Below are 22,787 nucleotides of genomic sequence, written 5' to 3' on the forward strand. Positions count from 1 at the left end.
AAACGAAGAAGAAATCGATTGATTATCGGCTTAGGGAATAAGGTGGGCGTCGGCGTTTACAGCAGGCCGCGTTCGCGGCAGTTCAGCCACAGCCTGAGATCGAACTCCAGCTGGTGGTAGTCCGGCAGCATATGGCGGCACAGCTGGTAGAAGGCCTTGTCGTGCTCGCGCTCTTTCAGATGAGCCAGCTCGTGCGCGGCGATCATCTGCAAAAAGGGCAGCGGCAGCTCGCGGAACAGCGAGGCGACGCGGATCTCGCTCTTGCTCTTCAGCCGGCCGCCCTGCACGCGGGAGATCATGGTATTGGTGCCCAGGGTGCCCTTCAGCGGATGCTGCTGGTTGTCGTACAGCACCTTGGCCGGCAACGGCGCGTTTTTCAGATGGCGCTGTTTCAGCGCGGCCACGAACTGGTACAGCGCCTTGTCGGTCTGCACGTCGTGGCCGTCCGGGTATTTGCGGCGCAGCCAGGCGGGCAGCTCGCCGGCGTCGAACAGGCTTTGCGCCTGCCGCACTACGGCGGGCGGGTAGGCCAGCAGGTATTTCAGCGCCGCGTGCTCGCTCATTTCAGGCGCTGCGGCTCCAGCAGCAGGGTGTGCGGGCCGTCGGACAGCCACATCTGGCCGTCCTGGATGGTGGCGGTCAGCTGCATGCTGCGCGCGGCGATGGCGGCCAGCGCCTGCAGCGCTTCGAAATCGACGCGGAACACTTCCAGCTTGTCCAGCCGCGACAGCTTGTTTTCGATCTGGCTCCACCATACCTCGCTGGCGCGGCCGCCGTAGCTGTACAGCACCACGCGTTCGGCGCGCGAGCAGGCTTTCTTCAGCCGTTTTTCGTCAGGCTCGCCCAGCTCTACCCACAGCTCGATCTCGTCGGAATAGTTCTTCTGCCACAGCTCCGGCTCGTCGTCGGCGCTCAGGCCGCGGGTGAAGGCCAGCGTTTCGCTGGCGTTGAGGGCGAAGGCGGCGATGCGCAGCATCATGCGCTCCAGCGTCTCGGATGGGTGCTGGGCCAGGGTCAGCGCGTGGTCGGCGTAGTAGCCGCGGTCCATGTCGGACACGGTGAGCGCGGCTTTGTAGATGGTGGCGGTCAGGGCCATGGCGGGTCTTTGTCGAATCGGTTGCCCCGGCGCAGGATGGCGAGCGGGCGACCGATTCTAACCGCAGCCGGCTCGCGGCGCCATGGCGGCGCTCAGGGCGTGGGCTCGGTGCTGCACTCCAGCGATTCGCCGCGCCAGTTGACGCTGGCGTCGCGGCCCTTGATCCAGAATTCCACGCCCTGGCCCTGGTAGCGGGCGCCGCTGCCGCTCATGCCCTGATGCACGATGGCCAGGGCGCTGCCGCGCTCCAGCTTGGCGGTGGCGGGGCGGGTGCGGTAGAAGGTGGCCAGGATGGTGGCGTCGTTCTGGCCGCGGCACAGATAGCGCAGCGGCGTCAGCGCCGGCGCCAGGCCCCAGGCCGCCTGCAGCTGAGAGATGCGCAGGATGTAGGTGTCGCCCATGCACATATGCGGATCGTCGTCCTTCATGCAGTCCTTCAAGGACTTCACCCAGCGCTTTTGTTCGGCCAGCAGTTTGCCGCGCGCGCTGCCGCCGGCCTGTTCGGACTTGGCCAGCGCCTGGGCCCAGACCTTTTCCAGCCGGTTGTCCAACCGGGTCAACCCGTCGTCCTGGCAGACCATGCTCTCCACCGCGTTGGCCGGCTGTTCGCAATGGAAGTCTGTGGCGACCTGGGGCGCGTCGGCCTTGGCGGGTTCGACCGCGGGCCGATCGGGGCCGCCCCCGTGCGGGCGATCATTCTTGGCCGCCAACGCCAGGGCCGGCAGCAAGCACAACAAGCCTATCAGCCGGCAAGTGGCTATGGGCATATTGAATCCTCGAAAACGACTACGAAAAACCGCTTCGTCCGCGTGCGGGACCGAAGGCGGGGGCGAGTTCCCATCGCCGGCGATTGCCTGTACACTGCGACGCTTCGTGCGAGTACCAGTCCCGCACGTCCTTCACTCCACGAGTTTCAACTCACACTATCCCGTCAGCCTGGATTGGTCGCAGTTCTGCGATAGGCCGTCGCAGGAGCATATTATGTCCGATCTTACCTTTGCCGACCTAGGCCTGGCAGACCCCTTGCTGCGCGCCGTCGCCGATACCGGTTATACCACGCCTACCCCGATCCAGGCTCAAGCGATTCCACAAGTGCTGCAAGGCGGCGATCTGCTGGCCGCCGCCCAGACCGGCACCGGCAAGACCGCGGGCTTCACGCTGCCGCTGCTGCAGCTGCTGATGCGTTCGCCCAGCCATCATGCTGGCCGCCCGCGCGCGCTGGTGCTGACCCCCACTCGCGAGCTGGCCGCCCAGGTGGAAGAGTCGGTGCGCACCTATAGCAAGTACCTGCCGTTGAAGTCGCTGGTGATGTTCGGCGGCGTCAACATCAATCCGCAGATCAAGGCGCTGCGCGCGCCGGTGGACATCCTGGTGGCGACGCCGGGCCGATTGCTGGATCACGTCGGCCAGAAGACCGTAGACCTGTCCGGCGTCGAGATCCTGGTGCTGGACGAGGCCGACCGCATGCTGGACATGGGCTTCATCCACGACATCAAGAAGGTGCTGGCCAAGTTGCCGGCCAAGCGCCAGAACCTGCTGTTCTCCGCCACCTTCTCCGACGAGATCAAGGCGCTGGCCGACAAGCTGCTGGACAGCCCCAAGCTGGTGGAAGTGGCGCGCCGCAACACCACCAACGAACTGGTGAGCCAGAAGGTACACCTAGTTGACCGGGATAAGAAGACCGATCTGTTGATCCATCTCATCCGCGAGCAGAATTGGTTCCAGGTGCTGGTGTTCACCCGCACCAAGCACGGCGCCAACCGTCTGGCGGAGAAGCTGGACAAGATCGGCATCCCGGCCGCCGCCATCCACGGCAACAAGAGCCAGAACGCGCGCACCCGCGCGTTGGCCGACTTCAAGAGCGGCGAGTTGCAAGTGCTGGTGGCCACCGATATCGCCGCGCGCGGCCTGGATATCGACCAGTTGCCGCACGTGGTCAACTTCGAGCTGCCCAACGTGTCGGAAGACTACGTGCACCGCATCGGCCGCACCGGCCGCGCCGGCAGCCCGGGCGAGGCGCTGTCGCTGGTGTGCGTGGACGAGTTCAGCTTCCTGCGCGACATCGAGAAGCTGATCAAGATGTCGATCGAACGCTTCACCGTGCCGGGCTTCGAGGCCGACCTCAACGTCAAGCCGGAGCCCATTCCGATGGGCGGCGGCGCCCGGGGCCGCGGCCAGGGCGCGCCGCGCGCGCAGGGCCAGGGCCGAGGCCAGGGTCAGAACCGCAGCCAGGGCCAAGGCCAGCCGCGCAATGCGCCGGCCAAGCCGCGCCACCAGACCGAAAGCAAGCCGGCCGGCCATGGCCGCAACGGCGGTCCTCGCCAGGGACAGAGCCAGGGCGCGCGCTCGGAAGGCGGCCGCTCGTCCAAGCCGGCGGCGCCCAAGTCCGCTTTGTTCAGTCCGCCCAAGGCGCGCTGAGCCGTAGACGCCAAACAACACCCGGTGTGAATTGCACCGGGTGTTTTTCATTGATGCGGGTGGTATTGACAGTTATGCTCACGAAGAGACTGTCTGCGGCATATAAAACAAACTGACAGCTCGTTCACTGCAGGAATCGGGAAAACGATGCGATACCACGGCTTCGTACTGGGTATCCTGAGCTGGGCCGCCTTATGGACGGCTCCGGTTGAGGCTGCCCCGCGCCTCAAAATCACCCTGTCCAATCAGGAGTGGCCGCCGTATATGGGCCAGGAACTGCCCTATGACGGCATTCTGTCGCGGCTGGTGAAGGAAGCCTTCGCCCGCGGCGGCGTCGACGTCTCCTTCCGCTACTACCCCAATAACCGCACCCTGCAGTCGGCCCGCAACGGCCAGGTGGACGGCAGCTTCGGCTGGGCGCCGACGGTGGAGCGCAAGCGCGACCTGCTGTACACGCAGCCTGTGCTGTCGGCGCGCATGGTGTTCTTTCAGCGCAAGGACCACCGGTTGAATTGGAGCCAGTGGAGCGAGCTGAAGGGCGCGCATGTCGGCGTCACGGTCGGCAATTTCTATTCCGACGACTTCGACGGCCAGGTCAAGAACGGCTCGCTGGTGGTGGACAGCGCGCCGGATGATCTGATCAATCTGCGCAAGCTGTTGGCCGGGCGCATAGATCTGTTTCCCATTGATCTGGAAGTCGGCAAATACCTGATCGCCCATCATTTCGCCCAAGGGCAGGCCAACCTGCTGGAGGCGCAGACCAAGTCGTTCTGGTCCGCGCCGCTGCATGTGGTGATCTGGCGCAAGCATGCGCGCGGTCCGGAACTGGTGGAACGTTTCAACCGCGGGCTGAAAGCCTTGCAAGACAGCGGCGACTTCGACCGTCTGCTGCAGGAGACGCGCGAAGCCTGCCTGCAGCCGCGCAGCGCCACGCCTTAGCCAGAGGCCTGCTCCAGCGCCCTGCGGTAGATCTGTTTGCGGGCGGTCTCGGCGAAGCCCAGCTTGCGGTGCAGGGCCAGAGAGGCGACGTTGATATCCGCCACCATCGCCTCCAGGGCGCCGACGCCGCGCGCCAGGAACCCACCGGCCGCCGCGCCGTACATCGCGGCGGCGACGCCCTGGCCGGCATGAGCCGCCTCCACGCCCACCGCCTCGACCCGGCCATCGGCTGTGGCCTGCAGGAAGGCCTGATAAGAGCCATCCGGCGCGGCCCAGACCTGGCTGGCTTCGACATCGGCCTCCTGCCAGTCCTGGCGTAGCGCTTCCGCTGAGTGATAGGGCACGTGCGGCACGTCGGCGAAAGCGCGGGCGAATAATTCCGCCAGCTGCGGCCAATCCATGTCGCGTAGCGCGATGGGCCGCCAGCCGGCGGGCATAGTCCTGGGCGAGATGGACGAACTGGCGGCTCGCAAGGTCAGGAAGTGGAAGGTGGGCTGGAAGCCATGGGCCAACAGCGCTTCGCGCTTGTCTGTTTCGTTGTCGCTTGCGGCGACATGGACGAAACGCGCGCCGGCGGCGGCGGCTTCCCGCAACAAGGCCGCTATCAGGCCGTCCAGGGCTGGCCTATGCGCGGCCAGCAGCGGGCTGCCGTAGAGTTCGCCGTTGCGCGGCACATTGGCGGCCACCCAGCCGACCACCCCCATGGGTTGATCCTGTTCCAGCCAGACCCGAGTGTTTTCGCCCTTGCCGCGGATGGGGTCGGCCAGCAGGGCGCGCAGCGCGCTGACCGGTTCCGCGCCGGCAGGCGTCGGGCGCAGCGCCGCCAAGGCGGGCAGCCAGCGTTCTTCATAACGGTGAATGCCGCTCAGCATGATCATCATCCAAAATGCGAAAAGCATATCGATGCTATTGTCCGGCGACAAGCCTGTCCCGCGCCTGTTGCAGCAGGCGCAGCGACAGCGCCGGATCGTCCACCAGCCGCGCCAGGGCCAGGCTGCCCACCATCAGCGCCAGGTCGGTCAGGGCCTCTCCATTCCGGCCATCCCTTTGTCTGGCTTGCTCCAGCGTGTCCAGCAGGGCTTGCAGTTCCATGGTGATGGATTGGCGCACGGCTGCGCTCTGGCGCGCCAGTTCGTCGCCCAGCGCAGCCAGCGCGCAGCCTGAATCGGGAAGATCGCGATGGGCGGGGCTGAGGTAATCCGTCGCCACCGCGTCCAGGCAGCTGCCGGGCGCCGTCTCATCCAGCTTTTGCAGCCACTGTCGATTTTGTTGGCGCAAGGCTTCGCCGCAAGCGGCCGCCACCAGTTGTTCCTTGCTGTCGAAATGGGCGTAGAAGCCGCCGTGGGTCAGACCGAGATCCGCCATCAGATTGGCGATGCCGACGCTGGCCAAGCCTTCGGCGCGAAACCGCAACGCGGCCATGGCCACGATGCGCTGGCGGGTTCGAGCCTTGTGCGAGTCGGGATAGCGCATGCTTGCTTCCTCTAGCTTTCATATGATTACCATCATCTGAACAATATCAAGACGAATCAAATAGATAAACCTGGACTTGCCGCGGCAATAGACCTTTATAGCTTGGCAGGATGGAGGATTGGATTTGCCGGGCATTCAAGACTAATCTGATATGCATAAGAAGGGGGCGGCACCAGCCGGCCCCAATACAAGATGGAGTCGAGATGCCGTTTCGCGACATGCCATGGCGGGCATGGGCCGCCTATGCCGTTTTGCAGGCGGGAATCGCCGCCGGCTATGCCGGGTTCGCCGCCTTGTTGGAGGCGTGTCTGCCATCGCCGCACCCGCCTGGGCTGCAACTGGGTTTGCCCTTGGCCTTGGCCTTGCTGCTGAGGCAGGGCGGAAGGGTCTGGCCCGGCCTGGCGCTAGGCATGTTGTGGCTGGCCTGGCGGGAGCCGGGCCTGCAGGCCGCGGACAAGGTTTTGCTGGCGCTGAGCGGCCTGGGCGCGGCCTTGCTGGGCGCCAATCTGCCGCCGCGCCGCCGGCTGCCCTTTTTTCGTTTAAGCGACGTGCTGGCGTTTCTGGGCGGAGCGGTGGCGCTGAGCAGCCTGCTGGCCACGCTGGGCCGGGTGTTCGCCTGGATGCCGGCCTATGCTCATCGCCTGCCGGAATTGGCGTGGAGCGGCGCGCAGCTGTGGCTGGGCAATGCCGCGCTGCTGTTGGCGCTGGCGCCGGTCCTGTTGCTGGCGGGCAGCCATGGCCGCGGGCGGCCCGGCGCGGCGTGCTGGCGCGAGACCTCGCTGGTGGCCGGCGCGACCCTGCTGCTGGCCATCCTGGTGTGTTGCGGCCTTAACGGGCGGGGGGGCCACTACGCCATCCTGCCCTATCTGTTCATCATGCCCTTGCTGTGGCTGGCGTTCCGCAGCGAGCTGCTGCTGGCGCACGGCCTGTCGCTGGCCATCGTGGCGCTGGTTCTGGCCGGGGCGGGTCTGGGCAGCGGCGCGCTGACTATCGCCGGCGCGGGCGAATCGCTGCTCAACGCGGCGTTGCTGGCGCTGGTGCAAGCGGTGACGCTCTTGGTGTTCGGCGCCTTGCTGGAGGAGAGGCGGCAAGTGGAGCGACGCCTGTTGCAGGCCAACCAGTCGCTGGAGGCCAAGGTGAGCGAGCGCACCAGCCAGCTGGCGGAAAGCGAGGCGCGCTTGCGGCTGATGGCTGACGCCGCGCCGTTTCCGCTGGCGATGAACCGGCTGGCCGGCGGCGAGCTGATTTACGCCAATGAGCGCGCGGAGGAGCTGTTCGGCGCCAGTTTGCAGCCGGAGCGCGCGCTGAAGGTGCAGGATTTCTACGTGCATGCCGGCGAGCGGGACGAGGTGGCGCAGGCGCTGCGCGTGCGCGGCCGGGTAGAGGACAAGGAAGTCAGGTTGAAGGACGCGCAGGGGCGGGAGTTCTGGGCGCAGATTTCTTGCGCGATGGTGAAAAGCGACAAGATCTGGTACGTGATCAACGGCGTCAGCGACATCAGCGAGCGCAAGCAGCTGGAGCAGAGCCTGCACGATGCCAACGCCGCGCTGCGCCGCCAGGTGGACGAGATCGAGGTGTTGCAGCAAGGCCTGCGCGAGCAGGCGCTGCGCGACCCGCTGACCGGGCTGTTCAACCGCCGCCACCTGGACGAAATCCTGCCGCGGGTGCTGGACCACATGCTGGCCTTGCATCGCGATGTGGCGGTGCTGATGGTGGACGCGGACCATTTCAAGCGCGTCAACGACACCTATGGCCATCGCTGCGGCGACCTGGTGCTGACGGCGCTGGGCGCCTATCTGAGCGATCACTTCCGCAGCGGCGACATCGTCTGCCGTTACGGCGGCGAAGAGTTCTTCGTGCTGCTGCCCGGCGCCTCGCTGGAAGCCGCGTTCACCAAGGCGCAGCTGTTGTGCGAGGCGGTGCGGCGGATGGAGATAGACGCGCAGGGCCATACGCTGTCGGTGACGCTGTCCATAGGCCTGGCGCTGTGTCCGTTGCACGGCGAGGACGCGGAGAGCGTGGTGCTGGCGGCGGATGAGGCGCTGTACCAGGCCAAGCAGCAGGGGCGGGACCGCGTATGCGTCGCCGCGCCCTTGAGCCAGGCGCTGTCCTGAGTCGGCGCGGCCGCGCCGCGCGTGCTACCATCCGGCCATGGAACTTTATCGATTGCTGCAACAACAAGGCTTCGGCGGCCGCAAGGAATGCCGCCAGCTGATCGAATACGGCCTGGTGGAAGTGAACGGCGAGGTGGTGGACAACTATCGCGCCCAGTTCGAGCTGGCCGACATCGCCAGCCTGGCGGTGGACGACGAGCCGTGGCCGGTGGTGCGCGGGCCGCTGTATCTCTTGCTACACAAGCCGGCCAATTATGAAACCTCGCACAAGCCGCAGTGTTACCCCAGCGTGTACCGGCTGTTGCCGGACCAGTTTTCCAATCTGGACGTCAGCGCGGTGGGCCGGCTGGACGTGGACACCACAGGCTTGATCCTGTTGTCCAACGACGGCCAGTTCATCCACGCCCTGAGTTCGCCGAAGAAGCTGGTGCCCAAGGTTTACCGCGTCACGCTGAAGCATGAGGCCACGCCGGAGCTGATCGCCAAGCTGCAGAGCGGCGTGTATCTCAACGACGAGGCGCGCGAATTCGCCGCCGACAGCATAGAGCAGCTCGACGCCCACACCATCTTGCTGACCATCACCGAGGGCAAGTACCACCAGGTGAAGCGCATGGTGGCGGCGGCCAGCAACCGGGTGGAGGCGCTGCACCGCGAAAGCCTGGGCGCCATCGTCCTGGGCGATTTGCCGGCGGGCGAATGGCGGCATTTGACTCGCGCAGAATTGGCGGCCTTCGGCTTCTGATAGAAGCGGAAGCGCAACAACGGCGGGAAGCCTGGCTCCCCGCCGTTTTTCATGGCTCCGCGCTTGCCGCGGCGAGCGGCCGCGGCGCGTAGCTGCGCGGGCCGGCCACATGCGCCCAGATGCCGGAGACACCCGGCGCGACATGGTCGGCCAGGCTATGGCCGTTCGGATAGTCGCCGCCGTTCTGGCGGCGGAACGGAATCGGCGCTTCGTCGAACAGGCAGGCCAGCCGAACCCGCCATGCCTCCAGTTGCCGATTCACGCTCTCGCGGCTCAGATGGTTGACGCCGTACACCGCATGAGTGGGCAGTACGTCCATGCCGGGATAAAACAGGCAGCCATGGGTGACGGGAAACAACAGCTCCTCCAAGGGGCCGTTGATGCCGCGCGGGCCGTAGTCTTTTGCGCCGCCGCCCACCATGGCCGCCAGCAGCGCGCGCTTGCCCTTGAGCGCGCCGTCGCCGTAGCGCAGCTGATTGCCTTGGCCCTGGTAGCCATAGCCTAAGCCATAGGCGTACACCCGTTCGAACCAGCCTTTCAGGATGGCCGGGAGGCCGTACCACCACAGCGGGAAAATAAAAATCACCGCGTCGGCGGCCAGCAGCTTGCGCTGCTCTTCGGTCACGTCCGGCGGCTGCGCGCCGCTGGCGTAGGCGTGGCCGGATTCAACGATGAAAGACAGGCGGCCGGGATCGGCGCGGTCCGGGAAGTCATCGGCGTCCAGCGCGGCCTTCCAGCGCATGGCGTAGAGGTCGGATTGCAAGACTTGGTGGCCCTGCGCGGTCAGCGTTTCCACCACGGTATCGGCGAAGCTGCGGCTCAGCGAGCTGGGTTCGGGCTGGGCGTAGACCAGCAATACGGTGCGGCTCATGTCGGGACTTTCCGTCGAGTGGCGATGGCGCCAGTGTGTCCGGGCATGATAAATAAGTGAAATCGATGCTTTTTTGATGAGCTATTTGTCTTATGGATACCGGGCGCTTGGATCTGAACTTGCTGCATACCCTGGAAGCCTTGCTGGAAGAGCGCAATGTCACCCGCGCGGCGGCGCGGCTGCATTTGAGCCAGCCCGCCGTCAGCGCCCAGCTGGCGCGTTTGCGCGCGCTGTTCGATGATCCGCTGCTATTGCCGGCGCAGCGCGGCATGCGGCCCACGGCCAAGGCGGAACAACTGCTGGCGCCCTTGCAGGCTGCGTTGCGGCAACTGCGCGAAACCCTGCAGGCGAGCCAGGATTTCGATCCGTCCGCCGCGGATATGACCTTGCGCCTGGCTTGCACCGATTATGCCCAGGCTGTGGCGGTGCTGCCGCTGATCCAGCGATTGCGCCGGCTCGCGCCGGGCATCCGGTTGGCGGTGCGGCATCTGGAGTCGGCCCGCTTGCGGCGCCAGGCGGAGAGCGGCGAGGTGGACCTGGCCTTGATCAGCCCGGATGGCGCGCCGCCTGGCTTGCATGCCAGGGCGCTGTTCGAGGACCGCTATGTCTTGATCGGCCGGCAGGGCCACCCGGCCTGGCGGAACGGCGTCACGCTGGCGCGCTATTTGGAACAGGAGCACGTGGTGGTGTCGCTGGGCAGCGGCGACTTTGGCACCGAGGTGGACGCGGCCTTGGCCGAGCAAGGTCTGGCGCGGCGCGTGGCCCTGTCGGCGGCGTCTTTCCTGCTGGTGCCGGAAATCGTGGCCCAGACGGATTACGTCGCCTTGATGCCGCAGCGGCTGGTGTCGGCCAGCCGGGTGCCGTTGGCAGTGGCGGCCTGTCCGTTCGCCGTGCCTGGCTTCGGCGTGTCCATGGTCTGGCACCCGCGCAATCACCGCCATCCGGGCCAGCGCTGGTTGCGGCAGTTGTTCGCCGATCAGATGGCGGAGCCCGCCATGGTTTAAGCCGGGCCGCGCTTATTTGGCCGCCTTGCCCAGTCGCCGGTACAGCGTGGAGCGGCTGATGCCCAGCGCCCGCGCCGCCGCGCTGGCGTTGCCGCCGCAGCGGCGCAGCAGCTCGGCGATGGCGCTGTCGTCCACCGCGGGGGCTGGGGCCGCCATGTCCTCGCGCAGCGCGGCGGGCAGATGCGCCAGATCCAGCGCCGCGCCGTCGTCGGCCAGCGCCAGCAAGGTGGCCAGCAGATTAGACAATTCGCGCAGATTGCCGGGCCAGCGATAGCCGCGGATGGCTTGCGCCAGCTCCGGCGACAAGGAGACGCCGCGCCGGGCCGCGCCCATGCCGTCCAGCATGGCCTGGGCGATGGCGGCCGCGTCGCCGCGTTCGCGCAAGGGCGGCAGGCTCAGCGGGTAGTGGCACAGCCGGTAGTAGAGATCGGCGCGGAAAGCGCCTTCGTCCACCCGCGCGCGCAGGTCGCGGTGGGTGGCGCAGATCAGCCGGATGTCCAGCCGCCGCGCCGGGCCGCCGCCCAGCGGCGTCACTTCGCGTTCTTGCAATACTCGCAGCAGCCGCGCCTGCAGGCTGAGCGGCATGTCGCCTATTTCGTCCAGAAACAGCACGCCGCCGTCGGCCTCGCGCAGCCTGCCTTTGCTGCCTTGGCGGCTGGCCCCGGTGTAGGCGCCGGGCTGGTAGCCGAATAATTCGGCCTCGATCAGCCCTTCCGGGATGGCCGCGCAATTGATGGCGACAAAGGGCGAGCCGCGCCGACCGCCGGCCTCGTGCAGCGCGCGCGCCAGCCTGTCCTTGCCGGTACCGGTTTCGCCCAGGATCAGCACCGGAATGTCCGCTTCCAGCAATTTCAGCGCGGTGGCGAACAGGCCTTCGGGCAGGCCGTCCAGTACCGCCGCCGGACGCGGCGGCGGCGCGGCAGCAGCTTGCGCCGCCGCGGATGGGCGGCGAGTGGCGGATGGCGGACGCAGGCGGGCGGAGAAATGCTGCGCGCCGGCTTGCAGCAGGCCCAGCGCTTCGCCGTGGCGGCTCAGCCAGTGTTCCAGGCTTTGGCCGAACAGCGCGGCGAAATGGCGCGGCCGCCACGCGCCCGCCTCCAGGCCGCACAGGGCGAGGCCCGCGCGATTGGCGGCCAGCAGTCGGCCGTCCTCGTCGAAGGCCAGCTGGCAGGCGGCCTGGCTGTCCAGCAGCCGCGGATCGTGGTGCAGGCTGAGCCGCCAGCCGCCGCGGGAGACGGCCTCCAGCAGGCTGGCCTCAATCTGGCCGCGCGCCGCGCGCAGCGCTCGCATCTGGGGCTCCCCCAGCCGGCGGCTGGCGCCGCTGAGGTCCAGCGCGCCCAGCAGCTGGCCTTGCGGGCCGCACACGGGGCTGGCGGCGCAACTGAGCGCGCGGTTGCGCTCCAGGTAATGCTCGGCGCCGCGCACCAGCACGCTGTCCGCCGCCGCCAGCGCGGTGCCTATGGCGTTGGTGCCGCGCATCGTCTCGCTCCAGTCCATGCCAGGCGTCAGCGCCAGCCGCGCCGCCTTGTCCAGAAAATCGATGTCGCCGCTCTCGTCCAGTATCAGGCCGCGGCTATCCGCCACCACCAGGGCCAGATCCAGCCCGGCTATCTGTTCGGCCAAGCCGGCCAGCGCGGGACGCGCGGCGTCCAGCCAGACGGCGTTGGCCTCGCGCCGCTCGCCCAGCTCCCGCTCGCTGAGTCTTTCGCCGCCGCGGCCGCCGGTCGGCAGGCCCTGGCTGCGGCAGCGTTGCCAGGAGTGAAGGATGGACGGCGGCAGCGCCTGGCCCGGCAGGGGCTGGTCGGCGAAGAAGCGGCGGCGGATTTCGTCCAGCGGCAGGCGGTCGGCCTGGTTCATGCGCGTCTCCTGCAAGCTGTGCCATTGTCGCGCGACAACTGTGCCAGCCTGCGACAGTTTGTCGGGCGGTTTCGCCGATTATCGACGCTTTGCCTGGTCTGGCAAGCAACTGATTCAGAACAAAATATATTGCATTGCAATACTTTTTTGCCGCGCGGCGTGGCTGGCTTCGCTTGGGGGGATGCTGCCATGCAAAATGAATGCCGGCTGGCACGCGGTTTGCGCTGCAAGCTTGTCCCCAGCCTTGGGTTCATCACGACTAAAGGAGACTGCGATGGCAAACCTGCAACCCGGCTTCCCGCTGAAAGCGCGCTACGCCAACTATATCGGCGGCCAATGGGTGCCGCCGGTCAACGGGCGTTATTTCGAGAACGTCACGCCCATCACCGGCAAGCCGCTGTGCGAGATTCCGCGTTCCGACGAGCAGGATATCGAGCTGGCGCTGGACGCCGCCCATGCCGCCCGCTACCAGTGGGGCCATACCCCGGTGACCGAGCGCGCCATCATCCTGAACAAGATCGCCGACCGCATGGAGGCCAATCTGGGCCTGCTGGCCGAGGTGGAAACCTGGGACAACGGCAAGCCTATCCGCGAGACGCGCGCCGCCGACATCCCGCTGGCCATCGACCACTTCCGCTACTTCGCCTCCTGCGTGCGCGCGCAGGAAGGCAGTCTGGGCGAGATCGACGCCAGCACCGTGTCCTATCACTTCCATGAGCCGCTGGGCGTGGTGGGCCAGATCATTCCGTGGAACTTCCCCATCCTGATGGCGGCGTGGAAGCTGGCCCCGGCGCTGGCCGCCGGCAACTGCGTGGTGCTGAAGCCGGCCGAGCAGACCCCGCTGTCCATCCTGGTGCTGATGGAGCTGGTGGGCGATCTGCTGCCGCCGGGCGTGCTCAATGTGGTCAACGGCTTCGGCGTGGAGGCCGGCAAGCCGCTGGCCAGCTCCAAGCGCATCGCCAAGATCGCCTTCACCGGCGAGACCGGCACCGGCCGGCTGATCATGCAGTACGCCAGCCAGAACCTGATCCCGGTGACGCTAGAGCTGGGCGGAAAATCGCCCAATATCTTCTTCGACGATGTGGCGGCCAAGGACGACGCCTTCCTCGACAAGGCGATCGAGGGCTTCGTGATGTTCGCGCTGAACCAGGGCGAGGTATGCACCTGCCCCAGCCGCGCGCTGATCCACGAATCCATCTACGACCGTTTCATGGAGAAGGCGCTGGCCCGCGTCGCGGCGATCAAGCAGGGCAATCCGCTGGATCCGGCGACGATGATAGGCGCGCAGGCGTCCAGGGAGCAGATGGACAAGATCCAGAGCTACCTCGCCATCGGCCGCGACGAAGGCGCCCAACTGCTGGCTGGCGGGGCGCACGCGCAACTGGACGGCGATCTGGCGGGCGGCTTCTACATCCAGCCCACGGTATTCCACGGCCACAACAAGATGCGCATCTTCCAGGAGGAAATCTTTGGACCCGTGGTGTCGGTGACCACGTTCAAAGACCGCGACGAGGCGCTGGCCATCGCCAACGACACCTTGTACGGCCTGGGCGCCGGCGTGTGGACGCGCGACATGAACACAGCCTTCTTCATGGGCCGTCACATCGAGGCCGGCCGAGTGTGGACCAACTGCTACCACGCCTATCCGGCGCATGCCGCATTCGGCGGCTACAAGCAGTCCGGCATCGGCCGCGAAACGCACAAGATGATGCTGGAGCATTACCAGCAGACCAAGAATCTGCTGGTCAGCTACGGGGAGGACAAGCTGGGCTTTTTCTAAGCCAGCCGGTTTTCCGGCTGAGCCGCATGCCTGCCAAGCCACCGCCCCTGACCGGGCGGTTTTTTTGTCGGGTGGCCTGGGATGGGTGGTGAATAGGTGGATTTTTTAGATGAAGAAATCATGGTGCTTATTGGACAATTTTCGATGATCGATTGATTTTGTAATTTTTATAATGAAATACATTATGTATTTACGCAATAAATAAACATTTGAGAAGAGGGGCATGCTGTGTGTGTTATAGCCGCTGGGGCGTGGCCGGCGCGCCGGGCGAGCCATCGCGTTGCGGCAGCCGGCGCAGGCGCAAACCGCGCGGCCAGGCATGGCGGCGTGAAACGCAGGCGTAAAAAAACCGGGCGCGAGGCCCGGTTGTCTTTGGCGAGGGGAGGGGATCAGCCGTCGGCCAATTGGTCCAGCTCGCTTTGCAGCTTGCTGCTGATGTGTTCCATGCTCTGCATTTTGGCGACGATGCCGGCCTCGTCCAGTTGGCCGCTTTGCGCGGCGGCTCGCACCGCCGCTTCCACCTGTTGCTGCAGCTGCTGCTGCGGGGCGCGCAGCGGCTGGATCGCGCTGCCGAACAGCGCGGCGCCGTCGCCGTCCAGCCACGGCGTCAGCTCCTGTTGCGGCGTTTGCGCCCGCGCCTCTTCTATCGCATGGTAGGCCTGCTGTTTGTAGATGATGTGGCCCACTTTCTGCAGCGAGGTTTGAGACTTCTGCTGCACCGCGCTGACTTGGCGCAGCACCAGGTCGGATTGCTCGGCCAGGCTGGAGAAACGCAGGCGGAAGGCTTCGACCGAGGTCTGCACCTCGCCTGCCACCGCGCCGGCGTCGCTGGCCTGAGCCTGCATGTCGGCGATGCGGGTAGACAGCGATTCCAGCACGCCCTGCACCTGGTTGGCGGTGCTCTTGCTGCGCTCGGCCAGCTTGCGCACCTCGTCCGCCACCACGGCGAAGCCCCGTCCTGTTTCGCCGGCGCGGGCCGCCTCGATCGCCGCGTTCAGCGCCAGCAGATTGGTTTGATCGGCGATGGCGGAAATATCGGCCAGCGAGCTTTCAATGCCCTGCCATTCTTGCGCCAGCATCTGGCTGGCGGTATCCATGCTGCTGACGCTGCCGGCTATGGTTTGCAGATGGCCGGATAGCACGTCGGCGCTGTTCAGGCTTTCGCGTGCGCCGGCGGCGTTGTCGCGGGTGATGCCGGATACCGCGTCCATGGACTGGCTGATCGCGGACAGGTCGCGCTGGCTGCCGGCCAGATCTTGCCGCAGGTGGGGATTGCTTAGCGCGGCCAGTTGCGAGGACAGCCGGTTGCGGCGGACGAAGCCGTCGTTGTCGGCCATGGTCTGGATGGCCTGGTTCACGCTGTCCAACGAGCTGGACAGGATGCCAGGCAGGCCCTGGCTCAGCGGGCGGCGACCGAAGTTGCCCTTGCTGATTTCCTGGAAGCAGGTGTTGATCTCCTTGAAATAGGTTTCCACCAGGTCAAGGAAATCGTTCAGCTGCCAAGCCACTTGGCCGACTTCGCCCATCTCGCGGGTGTGGCGGCTGCGATGGTGCAGTTCGCCGCTGCAGGCGAGGCTGAGCTGATTGGTCAGGGTGTTCAGCAGCAGGAAGATGCGGCTGCCTTTCTGCCACAGCCACCATGACAGGGCGAGCGAGCCGGCGATCAGCGCGGCGCTGACGATGGCTCGCGCCATGTCCGGCAGCAGGTAGTCGTCGAGAACGGACAGCAGCACCAGCAGGTTGAAGGCGAGCAGGCCCCAGGCTAGGCGGGAACGCAGGAAGGGGGTGGATTTGCGCGGAGAACTCATCCTGCGACTCCTTTGGCTTTGAGTACATCGGCGTTAAGCCCCAGGATGAAGTCTTGGTAGCTGCAGCCTTTTTCTAGCAACAGCGCGAGCAGCCAGTCGCGGGAGGCGTCCGGCGCGGCGGCCTTGCCGTGGGCGGCTTCTATCTTGCGCATTTCGGCGTAGATCGGTTCGATGGCGGCGATGGCGGCGCGGCTGGGTGGACGGCGCACCGAGTAATAGCCCTGCAGTTTGCCTTTGAGGTCATAGTCCGGGGTGACGTTGGCCAGCACCCAGTAGTAGTTGCCGTCTATGGTGGCGTTTTTGACCAGGGCGAAGAATTCGTGGCCGCCTTGCAGCGTCTGCCACATCAGGCGATAGGCGCCGCGCGGCATGTCAGGGTGGCGGATGAGGTTGTGCGGCTTGCCCAGCAGCTGGTGTTCGGCGTAGCCGGATATCCGCATGAACACGCGGTTGGCGTAGGTGATGTGGCCGCTGGCATCGGTCTTGCTGACGATCAGCTCGTGCGGGGCCAGCTGCAGCTCGCGGCCCGGGCCGGTGGGTGTGTGTTCCATGCTTCGCTTCTCTCGGGACCTTACCCTTTGTAGTAGTACGGGCAAACGGCCATTGTCATGGGCAAAGCATGCTACGGCAAGCACTTATTTAATTGTTCTTTATGAAACAAGCGATCTATTTAAATGGAAAAAGCGGCGCAAGCGCCGCCTCTTCGCGTCAGAGTTTGAGGATTTGCCGCGCCTGGTTCACGCAAGCCAGCGCCTCGGCGTTCAGCTTGGCGAAAGCGGGGCTGACGATGTCTGAGTGTTCCAGCCAGCGCACCTTGCGGGTCAGCCGGTATTGGTAGCGAATGCCGCCGCGCTCGGCGCTTTGCTTCAAATCCAGATCGAACCACGGCGAGCGGGCCTGGCAGCTGAACGGCGGTTGGATGGGTTTGGCGCCTTGCAGGGTGACTGTGCGTTCCACGATTTCCGGGTCGCCGAGGTAAAGGTCTGCCTGGTTGCCGTTGTTGCGGTAGCTGTCGAACTGGTTCCAGCGCTTGTCCAGGTGGGGATCATATAAATAGAGTCCGGAAATCTTCTCCAGCGCGCGCGCGTCCATGGCTTGCAGGCGGATGGGGTAGCGTTGCGGCAGCAGGAAGCCGGTGGCGCCGCGCTCCACCTTGCAGCCTTGCGCTTGATTGCCGCTGCCGCGGCAGATGGTTTGCTCGCTGCTGCTGTCGCCCTGGTAGCGGTCGCGCAGGGTCAGCTCCACCAGCGGCCAGCCCGCCAGTTCGGTTTGGCTGGCGATCAGCGCGCTGCCGTCCTGGCGCAGGGTTTCATGCCGCCGCACGTCCAGATTGAGCGTGGCCTGTTGGAGCGGAATGCGGTCCTGGCGCACGCGGCCGTCGCGGCCGATCAGGTAGGCCGCGCGCTCCTGCAGGTCCGGCATGATGCGGCCGGCCGCGAAGAAGGGATTCGTGGCGTCCAGCCATTCCGCGTTGCCGTCCACCACGGCGCGCACGATCATGTGGTTGACTGTGCCGAGTCCCGGCAGCAGCGGCTCCGGCGCGAAGTTGCCGCGGAAGACTAGGACAGGTTCGGCGTCTATGCCGGCGGCGCGCAGCATGGCGGTCAGCAAGGTAGCCAGGTCTTTGCAGTCGCCATAGCCGTGCTGTTCGATTTCGGCCAGCGTGAACGGCACCAGGCCGCGTTCGGCCAGCCGCTGGTCGTTCAGATAGCGGTAATGGCTGTTGATGTGCTGCATGAAGGTCGCAACTTGCTGGGCGGCCGGCTTGCCTTGCTGGGCGGCCACCACCGCTGCCGCGGCGGGCGGCAGCGGCGCGGCCAGGATCTCGTTGTAACGCGCGGCATAGCTGCCGAAATGCTGCTGCGGCTGGTCGCTGGTGGCGATGCTGAGCCGCGGCCAGCTGCGTATGGCGCTGTTGTCCCATTCATTGGTGAAGTTCAGATAGCGCTCGCCCTTCTGGTCCACCGCGATGGATTTGCCGTCGGCGCCGGCCGCCACCTGGAAGCCGTCCAGCTTTTCGCCGCGCCAGATCAGGGGGCGCGGCGAGCTGAGCTCGAAATGGTAGCTGTCGTAGCGCACCGGTTCCGGATCGAAGTCCAGCCGATACAGCAGTTCGCGGCTCAGCGGGGCGGCGGCGATGTGGTGTTTGACTTCGTAGCTGACCACGCTGCCGACGGCCAGCTCGGGAAAGGCCAGCCAGGTTTGCATGTCGCGGCTGACGCCGGCATAGGGATTCGGCGCGGCGCGGGTTTCCACTTGCGATTTGGCCAGCTTGACCACTCGGCCGTCCTGTTGGCGCACTTCGCCGCTGACCACGTCGAAGCGGTCGGTGTCGGGGTAGGTGAAGTCTATGCGGGACAGAAAGTCTTTGCCGGCCGGCTTCAGGATGGTGAATTGGTTGCGGGTGGTGCAGTCCAGGCTGTTGTCGGCATTGTGCTGACAGCTGAGGCTGGAGCGCAGCGCCAGCGGCGCTTCGCTGACAGGTTGCTGCGCGGCGCGGGCGGCCTGTCCTGCGCAGGCGAGCGCAACGATCAGGGCTGGCGCGGAGAGGGGAAATCGCATGTGGGTGTAACCATGGTTTAAGCCGCGCCGGCCAGCGCGGCGGATTAAAACGGCACGAAAGGCAATGATATTGCCATGATACGGCAGCCGGGGCTAGCGCTGGCGCGGAGCATCCATGGTTGGACCACGCAGAACGCGGTGGGTTGCGCGGGGACGGCGGCAGGCCTTGGACAGCCGCCGAATGCAAGGACTCAGGGGGCTGCGGTGACGAAAGCGATCCGGAGCACGCCGTTTTGCTGCGCGGCGGCCAGCGTTTTGGCCACGCTTTCATAGCGGACGGCCTGGTCGGCCGACAGATGCAGCTCCACGTTCGGGTGAGCGGCGGCCGCGTCGGCGAAACGAGCCGGCAGATCTGTCTCCGCTACCGGCAGATCGTTCCAGAACATTTTGCCGTCGGCCCGCACCGCCAGCCGTATCTGTTCCGGCTTGGCCGCGGAGGCGGCCGCCTGGGCGCGCGGCAGGTCCACTTGCACTGCATTGGTCAGCAGCGGCGTAGTGATGATGAACACCACCAGCAGCACCAGCATCACGTCCACCAGCGGCGTGGTGTTGGGCTCGGCCATAGGCGCGGCCGGCCCCTGGTTGAAGCTACCGAAGGCCATGGCTGTCTCCGGACTGGGTCAGCAATTGGGCGTGCAGGTCATGGGCGAAGTAGTCCAGCTCCTGCGACATCACGCGTTGGGCGCGGGTCAGCGCGTTGTAGGCCAGCACCGCCGGGATGGCGGCGGCCAGGCCGGCGGCGGTGGCCACCAGCGCCTCGCCTATCGGCCCGGCCACCGCGGCTATGCTCATCTGGCCGGCCTGGCCTATGTTCATCAGCGCGTGATAGATGCCCCAAACGGTGCCGAACAGGCCGACGAAGGGCGCGGTGGCGCCGATGGAGGCCAGCGCGGTCAGGCCGGTTTCCTGGTGGGCGTTTTCCTGCGCCAGCGCTTTGCGGATGGCGCGGGTCAGAAACTCGTCCACGCCGCAGGCCTGGCCCAGCGCGCGGCCTGCCTGGCTTTGATATTGCTGCAGAGCGGCGAGGCCGGCGCGCGCCAGGTTGGCGAACTGGCCCTGGCGGTTTTGCAGGCTGGCCTCGGCATGGGTCCAGTCTGCCGCGCTCCACAGCGCGCCTTCGGCTTCGCGATTGGCGCGGCGCAGGCGCCAGGTTTGCGCGCCGCGCACCAGGATCAGATACCAGGTCAGCACCGACATCAGGATGAGGAGCAGGAACACCGCGATCAACACGGCGTCCCCTTGCTGGAATACGGTCAGAATGTTCATGAGCGGATCGATTTCAAGGAAAATTCAACGGGAACGATGAAGGTGTAGGCGATGGCTTCGTCGCCGCGCTTGGCCGGAATGAAGCGCCAGCGCTTGACGGCGGCCCGAGCGGCGCGATCCAGCCGCGGGAAGCCGCTGCTGTCCTGCACCGTCACGTCCAAAGGCTGGCCCTGGGCGCTGACATGCACGCGCAGCCGCACGGTGCCGGCCTCGCCGTCCTCCTGCGATTCCGCCGGGTAGGCCGGCGCGGGATTGTTCAGATAACCGCCGTGTGCCAGTGGTTCGGAGATGGTTTGCGGCTTGTCAGAGCCGGCCGGCTTGCCTGGGCTGACAGCTTGGCTTTCAGCGCTAGGCGCCTCGCCAGGCGAGATGGCGGCTGGAGCCGCAGGCAAGCTGGCTGCTTTGGCCGACGGCATGGGCTGCGATTTTTCCTGCGGCGCGGCTGTGGTTTTGGGCGCGGGCTTGGCTGGCGAGGGTTTGGCGTCCGCTGGGCGGGATTGCGGGGATGGCGCGGCAGCCTGCGGGCCAGCCGCGGCCGGCGTGACCATTTCCATCCGCGCCAGCTGTGGCGGCGTGATGCGCCGCGCAGCGGACGGCGCGCTGTTCAGTAGCCACAACGCCATGACATGCGTGGCCAACACGCAGCTAAGGGCGAAAAATTGCAAGAGTGGGGCTGACTTCATGTTTTAAATAATAACGCAAACCATTCTCATTATCTAGAGGAGGCTGGCGATCCCCCTTGCCCATGCTTGCAATCGGGACAAACGCCAGCATATGAGGGACAAAGGCCGGCACACCGCCGGCCGCCATTTACTGGAATCCAAAACATGCAGCAGTTCGACGGAACCACCATTGTTTCCGTCCGGCGCGGCGAGCGCGTGGCGCTGGGCGGCGACGGGCAAGTGACCCTGGGCAATATCGTGATCAAGGCCACCGCGCGCAAGATACGCAAGCTGCACGGCGGCAAGGTGCTGGCGGGCTTCGCCGGCGGCACCGCCGATGCTTTCACCCTGATCGAGCGCTTCGAGGCCAAGCTGCAGAAGCACCAGGGCAACTTGCTGGTGTCGGCGGTGGAGCTGGCCAAGGACTGGCGCACTGACCGCATGCTGCGCCGGCTGGAGGCGATGCTGATCGTGGCCGACAAGGACCACACGCTGATCATCACCGGCAACGGCGACGTGCTGGAGCCGGAGCAGGGCATCGCCGCCATCGGCTCCGGCGGCGCCTTCGCCCAGTCCGCCGCGCGCGCGCTGTTCGAGAACACCGATCTCGCGCCGGAAGTGGTGGTGAAGAAATCGCTGGAGATCGCCGGCGACATCTGTATCTACACCAACCACAACCACCTGATCGAAACCCTGGGCCCGGACGACGAGGCCTGATCCCGAATGCAAGGCCCGGCGGGCGCCGCCGGGCGGAGAAAGTCATGACGCAAATGACCCCGCAGGAAATCGTCCACGAACTGGACCAGCACATCATCGGCCAACACAAGGCCAAGCGCGCCGTCGCCATCGCCCTGCGCAACCGCTGGCGCCGCCAGCAGGTGGCTGAGCCGCTGCGCAGCGAAATCACGCCGAAGAATATATTGATGATAGGCCCCACCGGCGTGGGCAAGACCGAGATCGCCCGCCGCTTGGCCAAGCTGTCCGGCGCGCCCTTCATCAAGGTGGAAGCCACCAAGTTCACCGAAGTCGGCTATGTCGGCCGCGACGTGGACACCATCATTCGCGACCTGATGGACGTGGCGATCAAGGACACCCGCGAAGCGGCGATCAAGCGCAACCGCGCGCGCGCCGAGGACGCCGCCGAGGAGCGCATTCTGGATGTGCTGCTGCCGCAGCCGCGCAAGCAGCCGTCCGGCTTCTTCGCCGAGGAGCCTGCCGCCGAGGAAAAGCACGAGGACGGCGCCACCCGCCAGAAATTCCGCAAGATGCTGCGCGAGGGCAAGTTCGACGATAAAGAGATCGAGCTGGAGATCGCCGCGCCGGCTGCCCAGATGAACGTGATGGCGCCGCCGGGCATGGAAGACTTCGCCAGCCAGTTGCAGGGCATGTTCCAGGGACTGGGCGCCGGCAAGAAGCAGGCCGCCAAGATGAAGGTGGCCGATGCCTTCAAGCTGCTGATCGACGAGGAGGCCGCCAAGCTGGTCAACGACGAAGAGCTGAAGGCCGAGGCGCTGAAGAATGTCGAGCAGAACGGCATCGTGTTCCTCGACGAGATCGACAAGGTCACCAGCCGCGGCGAAGGCCACAGCGGCGCCGACGTGTCGCGCGCCGGCGTGCAGCGCGACCTGCTGCCGCTGGTGGAGGGCACCACCGTGTCCACCAAGTACGGCATGGTGAAGACCGACCACATCCTGTTCATCGCCTCCGGCGCCTTCCAGCTGTCCAAGCCGTCGGACCTGATTCCAGAGTTGCAAGGCCGGCTGCCTATCCGCGTCGAGCTGTCGTCGCTGTCGGTGGACGACTTCAAGGCCATCCTGACCAGCACCAACGCCTGCCTGACGCGCCAGTACCAGGCGCTGCTGGCCACCGAGGGCGTGGAACTGGCGTTCGAGGCGTCCGGCATCCAGCGTCTGGCCGAGATCGCCTGGCAGGTGAACGAGAAAACCGAGAACATCGGCGCGCGCCGCTTGTACACGGTGATGGAGAAGCTGCTGGAGGAGGTGGCCTTCGATGCCAAGTCCGGCGAATGCAAGATCGACGGCGCTTATGTGGACAACAAGCTAGGCGAAGTGGCCGAGCGCGAGGACCTGGCGCGCTACGTGCTGTAACCTTCCCGCAGACGCAGACGCAGACGCAGACGCAGACGCAGACGCAGACGCAGACGCAGACGCAGACGCAGACGCAGACGCAGACGC

The 22,787-nt window shown here is 66.1% G+C and carries 21 protein-coding genes; 8 read left to right on the plus strand and 13 right to left on the minus strand.

Going from position 1 to position 22,787, the window contains the following annotated elements:
• Window positions 1-56: 56 nt before the first annotated feature.
• From C2I19_RS02975 to C2I19_RS02985, 3 genes are all read right to left on the minus strand, one after another.
• Window positions 57-563, minus strand: a complete 507-nt coding sequence (locus tag C2I19_RS02975; RefSeq protein WP_103901228.1) for a YgjP-like metallopeptidase domain-containing protein — start codon at window positions 561-563, stop codon at window positions 57-59.
• A complete protein-coding gene (locus C2I19_RS02980; protein WP_103901229.1) occupies window positions 560-1,096 on the minus strand; it encodes a YaeQ family protein in 537 nt (178 codons plus the stop codon). The genes C2I19_RS02975 and C2I19_RS02980 overlap by 4 nt, the downstream gene beginning before the upstream one ends.
• A gap of 92 nt (window positions 1,097-1,188) precedes the next feature.
• Window positions 1,189-1,863 carry an MliC family protein gene (locus C2I19_RS02985; protein ID WP_103901230.1) on the minus strand — a complete coding sequence of 225 codons (675 nt, stop codon included), beginning with the start codon at window positions 1,861-1,863 and terminating at the stop codon, window positions 1,189-1,191.
• Window positions 1,864-2,077: 214 nt separating this feature from the next.
• Here C2I19_RS02985 and C2I19_RS02990 point away from each other — a divergent pair, with 214 nt between their 5' ends.
• The gene (locus C2I19_RS02990) at window positions 2,078-3,514 is read left to right on the plus strand and encodes a DEAD/DEAH box helicase (RefSeq protein ID WP_103901231.1); all 1,437 of its coding nucleotides are present in this window, start codon (window positions 2,078-2,080) and stop codon (window positions 3,512-3,514) included.
• A gap of 147 nt (window positions 3,515-3,661) precedes the next feature.
• On the plus strand, window positions 3,662-4,453 hold the full coding sequence (locus C2I19_RS02995) for a substrate-binding periplasmic protein (protein ID WP_103901232.1): 792 nt from the start codon (window positions 3,662-3,664) through the stop codon (window positions 4,451-4,453).
• On the opposite strand, the gene C2I19_RS03000 is transcribed toward C2I19_RS02995, so the two are convergent.
• Both C2I19_RS03000 and C2I19_RS03005 read right to left on the minus strand, forming a co-directional pair.
• The gene (locus C2I19_RS03000) at window positions 4,450-5,325 is read right to left on the minus strand and encodes a GNAT family N-acetyltransferase (protein ID WP_146056734.1); all 876 of its coding nucleotides are present in this window, start codon (window positions 5,323-5,325) and stop codon (window positions 4,450-4,452) included. The genes C2I19_RS02995 and C2I19_RS03000 overlap by 4 nt on opposite strands.
• Before the next feature lie 34 nt (window positions 5,326-5,359).
• Complete coding sequence (locus tag C2I19_RS03005) at window positions 5,360-5,926, minus strand: TetR/AcrR family transcriptional regulator (RefSeq protein ID WP_103901234.1); 567 nt, start codon at window positions 5,924-5,926, stop codon at window positions 5,360-5,362.
• Between the two features lie 203 nt (window positions 5,927-6,129).
• Between C2I19_RS03005 and C2I19_RS03010 the strand changes: the two genes are divergently transcribed.
• Together C2I19_RS03010 and C2I19_RS03015 are read left to right on the plus strand one after the other, a co-directional pair.
• Window positions 6,130-8,040: a sensor domain-containing diguanylate cyclase gene (locus C2I19_RS03010; protein ID WP_158253627.1), complete on the plus strand. Its 1,911-nt coding sequence runs from the start codon at window positions 6,130-6,132 to the stop codon at window positions 8,038-8,040.
• Window positions 8,041-8,077: 37 nt separating this feature from the next.
• On the plus strand, window positions 8,078-8,782 hold the full coding sequence (locus C2I19_RS03015) for a pseudouridine synthase (RefSeq protein WP_103901236.1): 705 nt from the start codon (window positions 8,078-8,080) through the stop codon (window positions 8,780-8,782).
• 49 nt (window positions 8,783-8,831) lie between these two features.
• On the opposite strand, the gene C2I19_RS03020 is transcribed toward C2I19_RS03015, so the two are convergent.
• A complete protein-coding gene (locus tag C2I19_RS03020) occupies window positions 8,832-9,653 on the minus strand; it encodes an NAD(P)H-dependent oxidoreductase (RefSeq protein ID WP_103901237.1) in 822 nt (273 codons plus the stop codon).
• A 107-nt stretch (window positions 9,654-9,760) separates the two neighbouring features.
• Between C2I19_RS03020 and C2I19_RS03025 the strand changes: the two genes are divergently transcribed.
• Window positions 9,761-10,657 (plus strand): LysR family transcriptional regulator, encoded by an 897-nt coding sequence (locus tag C2I19_RS03025; RefSeq protein WP_233201086.1) that lies wholly within the window; start codon window positions 9,761-9,763, stop codon window positions 10,655-10,657.
• Window positions 10,658-10,669: 12 nt separating this feature from the next.
• Here the strand turns inward: C2I19_RS03025 and C2I19_RS03030 are convergent, their stop codons facing one another.
• Window positions 10,670-12,514 carry a sigma-54-dependent Fis family transcriptional regulator gene (locus C2I19_RS03030; RefSeq protein ID WP_233201087.1) on the minus strand — a complete coding sequence of 615 codons (1,845 nt, stop codon included), beginning with the start codon at window positions 12,512-12,514 and terminating at the stop codon, window positions 10,670-10,672.
• Between the two features lie 274 nt (window positions 12,515-12,788).
• Between C2I19_RS03030 and adh the strand changes: the two genes are divergently transcribed.
• Complete coding sequence (adh, locus tag C2I19_RS03035; protein ID WP_103901239.1) at window positions 12,789-14,294, plus strand: aldehyde dehydrogenase; 1,506 nt, start codon at window positions 12,789-12,791, stop codon at window positions 14,292-14,294.
• A gap of 389 nt (window positions 14,295-14,683) precedes the next feature.
• Here adh and C2I19_RS03040 read toward each other — a convergent pair whose 3' ends face one another.
• From C2I19_RS03040 to C2I19_RS03065, 6 genes are all read right to left on the minus strand, one after another.
• Window positions 14,684-16,102 carry a methyl-accepting chemotaxis protein gene (locus C2I19_RS03040; protein ID WP_103901240.1) on the minus strand — a complete coding sequence of 473 codons (1,419 nt, stop codon included), beginning with the start codon at window positions 16,100-16,102 and terminating at the stop codon, window positions 14,684-14,686.
• On the minus strand, window positions 16,099-16,653 hold the full coding sequence (locus C2I19_RS03045) for a PAS domain-containing protein (RefSeq protein ID WP_103901241.1): 555 nt from the start codon (window positions 16,651-16,653) through the stop codon (window positions 16,099-16,101). Before C2I19_RS03045 ends, C2I19_RS03040 begins: the two co-directional genes overlap by 4 nt.
• A gap of 157 nt (window positions 16,654-16,810) precedes the next feature.
• On the minus strand, window positions 16,811-18,664 hold the full coding sequence (locus tag C2I19_RS03050) for a DUF3857 domain-containing transglutaminase family protein (protein ID WP_103901242.1): 1,854 nt from the start codon (window positions 18,662-18,664) through the stop codon (window positions 16,811-16,813).
• A 191-nt stretch (window positions 18,665-18,855) separates the two neighbouring features.
• Window positions 18,856-19,266: an ExbD/TolR family protein gene (locus C2I19_RS03055; RefSeq protein WP_103901243.1), complete on the minus strand. Its 411-nt coding sequence runs from the start codon at window positions 19,264-19,266 to the stop codon at window positions 18,856-18,858.
• Window positions 19,253-19,930, minus strand: a complete 678-nt coding sequence (locus C2I19_RS03060) for a MotA/TolQ/ExbB proton channel family protein (protein WP_103901244.1) — start codon at window positions 19,928-19,930, stop codon at window positions 19,253-19,255. Before C2I19_RS03060 ends, C2I19_RS03055 begins: the two co-directional genes overlap by 14 nt.
• Entirely contained in the window at window positions 19,927-20,553 is a 627-nt protein-coding gene (locus C2I19_RS03065; protein ID WP_233201088.1) for an energy transducer TonB, read from the minus strand. Before C2I19_RS03065 ends, C2I19_RS03060 begins: the two co-directional genes overlap by 4 nt.
• Before the next feature lie 204 nt (window positions 20,554-20,757).
• On the opposite strand from C2I19_RS03065, the gene hslV reads away from it, so the two are divergent.
• Together hslV and hslU are read left to right on the plus strand one after the other, a co-directional pair.
• A complete protein-coding gene (hslV, locus tag C2I19_RS03070) occupies window positions 20,758-21,309 on the plus strand; it encodes an ATP-dependent protease subunit HslV (protein ID WP_011133956.1) in 552 nt (183 codons plus the stop codon).
• Between the two features lie 44 nt (window positions 21,310-21,353).
• Entirely contained in the window at window positions 21,354-22,700 is a 1,347-nt protein-coding gene (hslU, locus tag C2I19_RS03075) for an ATP-dependent protease ATPase subunit HslU (RefSeq protein WP_103901246.1), read from the plus strand.
• The last annotated feature ends 87 nt before the right edge of the window (window positions 22,701-22,787 follow it).

The organism is Chromobacterium alticapitis (assembly GCF_002924365.1).
Taxonomy (GTDB): Bacteria; Pseudomonadota; Gammaproteobacteria; order Burkholderiales; family Chromobacteriaceae; genus Chromobacterium; species Chromobacterium alticapitis.

Bases quoted from the DNA above. Each gene is read 5' to 3' on its own strand.
- C2I19_RS03010 (WP_158253627.1), top strand. From the start codon at position 6,130: ATGCCGTTTCGCGACATGCCATGGCGGGCATGGGCCGCCTATGCCGTT.
- hslU (WP_103901246.1), top strand. From the start codon at position 21,354: ATGACGCAAATGACCCCGCAGGAAATCGTCCACGAACTGGACCAGCAC.
- C2I19_RS03030 (WP_233201087.1), bottom strand. From the start codon at position 12,514: ATGAACCAGGCCGACCGCCTGCCGCTGGACGAAATCCGCCGCCGCTTC.
- C2I19_RS03020 (WP_103901237.1), bottom strand. From the start codon at position 9,653: ATGAGCCGCACCGTATTGCTGGTCTACGCCCAGCCCGAACCCAGCTCG.
- C2I19_RS03050 (WP_103901242.1), bottom strand. From the start codon at position 18,664: ATGCGATTTCCCCTCTCCGCGCCAGCCCTGATCGTTGCGCTCGCCTGC.
- C2I19_RS03000 (WP_146056734.1), bottom strand. From the start codon at position 5,325: ATGCTGAGCGGCATTCACCGTTATGAAGAACGCTGGCTGCCCGCCTTG.
- C2I19_RS02980 (WP_103901229.1), bottom strand. From the start codon at position 1,096: ATGGCCCTGACCGCCACCATCTACAAAGCCGCGCTCACCGTGTCCGAC.
- adh (WP_103901239.1), top strand. From the start codon at position 12,789: ATGGCAAACCTGCAACCCGGCTTCCCGCTGAAAGCGCGCTACGCCAAC.
- C2I19_RS02995 (WP_103901232.1), top strand. From the start codon at position 3,662: ATGCGATACCACGGCTTCGTACTGGGTATCCTGAGCTGGGCCGCCTTA.
- C2I19_RS03065 (WP_233201088.1), bottom strand. From the start codon at position 20,553: ATGGCGTTGTGGCTACTGAACAGCGCGCCGTCCGCTGCGCGGCGCATC.
- C2I19_RS03005 (WP_103901234.1), bottom strand. From the start codon at position 5,926: ATGCGCTATCCCGACTCGCACAAGGCTCGAACCCGCCAGCGCATCGTG.
- C2I19_RS03045 (WP_103901241.1), bottom strand. From the start codon at position 16,653: ATGGAACACACACCCACCGGCCCGGGCCGCGAGCTGCAGCTGGCCCCG.
- C2I19_RS03015 (WP_103901236.1), top strand. From the start codon at position 8,078: ATGGAACTTTATCGATTGCTGCAACAACAAGGCTTCGGCGGCCGCAAG.
- C2I19_RS02975 (WP_103901228.1), bottom strand. From the start codon at position 563: ATGAGCGAGCACGCGGCGCTGAAATACCTGCTGGCCTACCCGCCCGCC.
- hslV (WP_011133956.1), top strand. From the start codon at position 20,758: ATGCAGCAGTTCGACGGAACCACCATTGTTTCCGTCCGGCGCGGCGAG.
- C2I19_RS03040 (WP_103901240.1), bottom strand. From the start codon at position 16,102: ATGAGTTCTCCGCGCAAATCCACCCCCTTCCTGCGTTCCCGCCTAGCC.
- C2I19_RS03055 (WP_103901243.1), bottom strand. From the start codon at position 19,266: ATGGCCTTCGGTAGCTTCAACCAGGGGCCGGCCGCGCCTATGGCCGAG.
- C2I19_RS03060 (WP_103901244.1), bottom strand. From the start codon at position 19,930: ATGAACATTCTGACCGTATTCCAGCAAGGGGACGCCGTGTTGATCGCG.
- C2I19_RS02990 (WP_103901231.1), top strand. From the start codon at position 2,078: ATGTCCGATCTTACCTTTGCCGACCTAGGCCTGGCAGACCCCTTGCTG.
- C2I19_RS02985 (WP_103901230.1), bottom strand. From the start codon at position 1,863: ATGCCCATAGCCACTTGCCGGCTGATAGGCTTGTTGTGCTTGCTGCCG.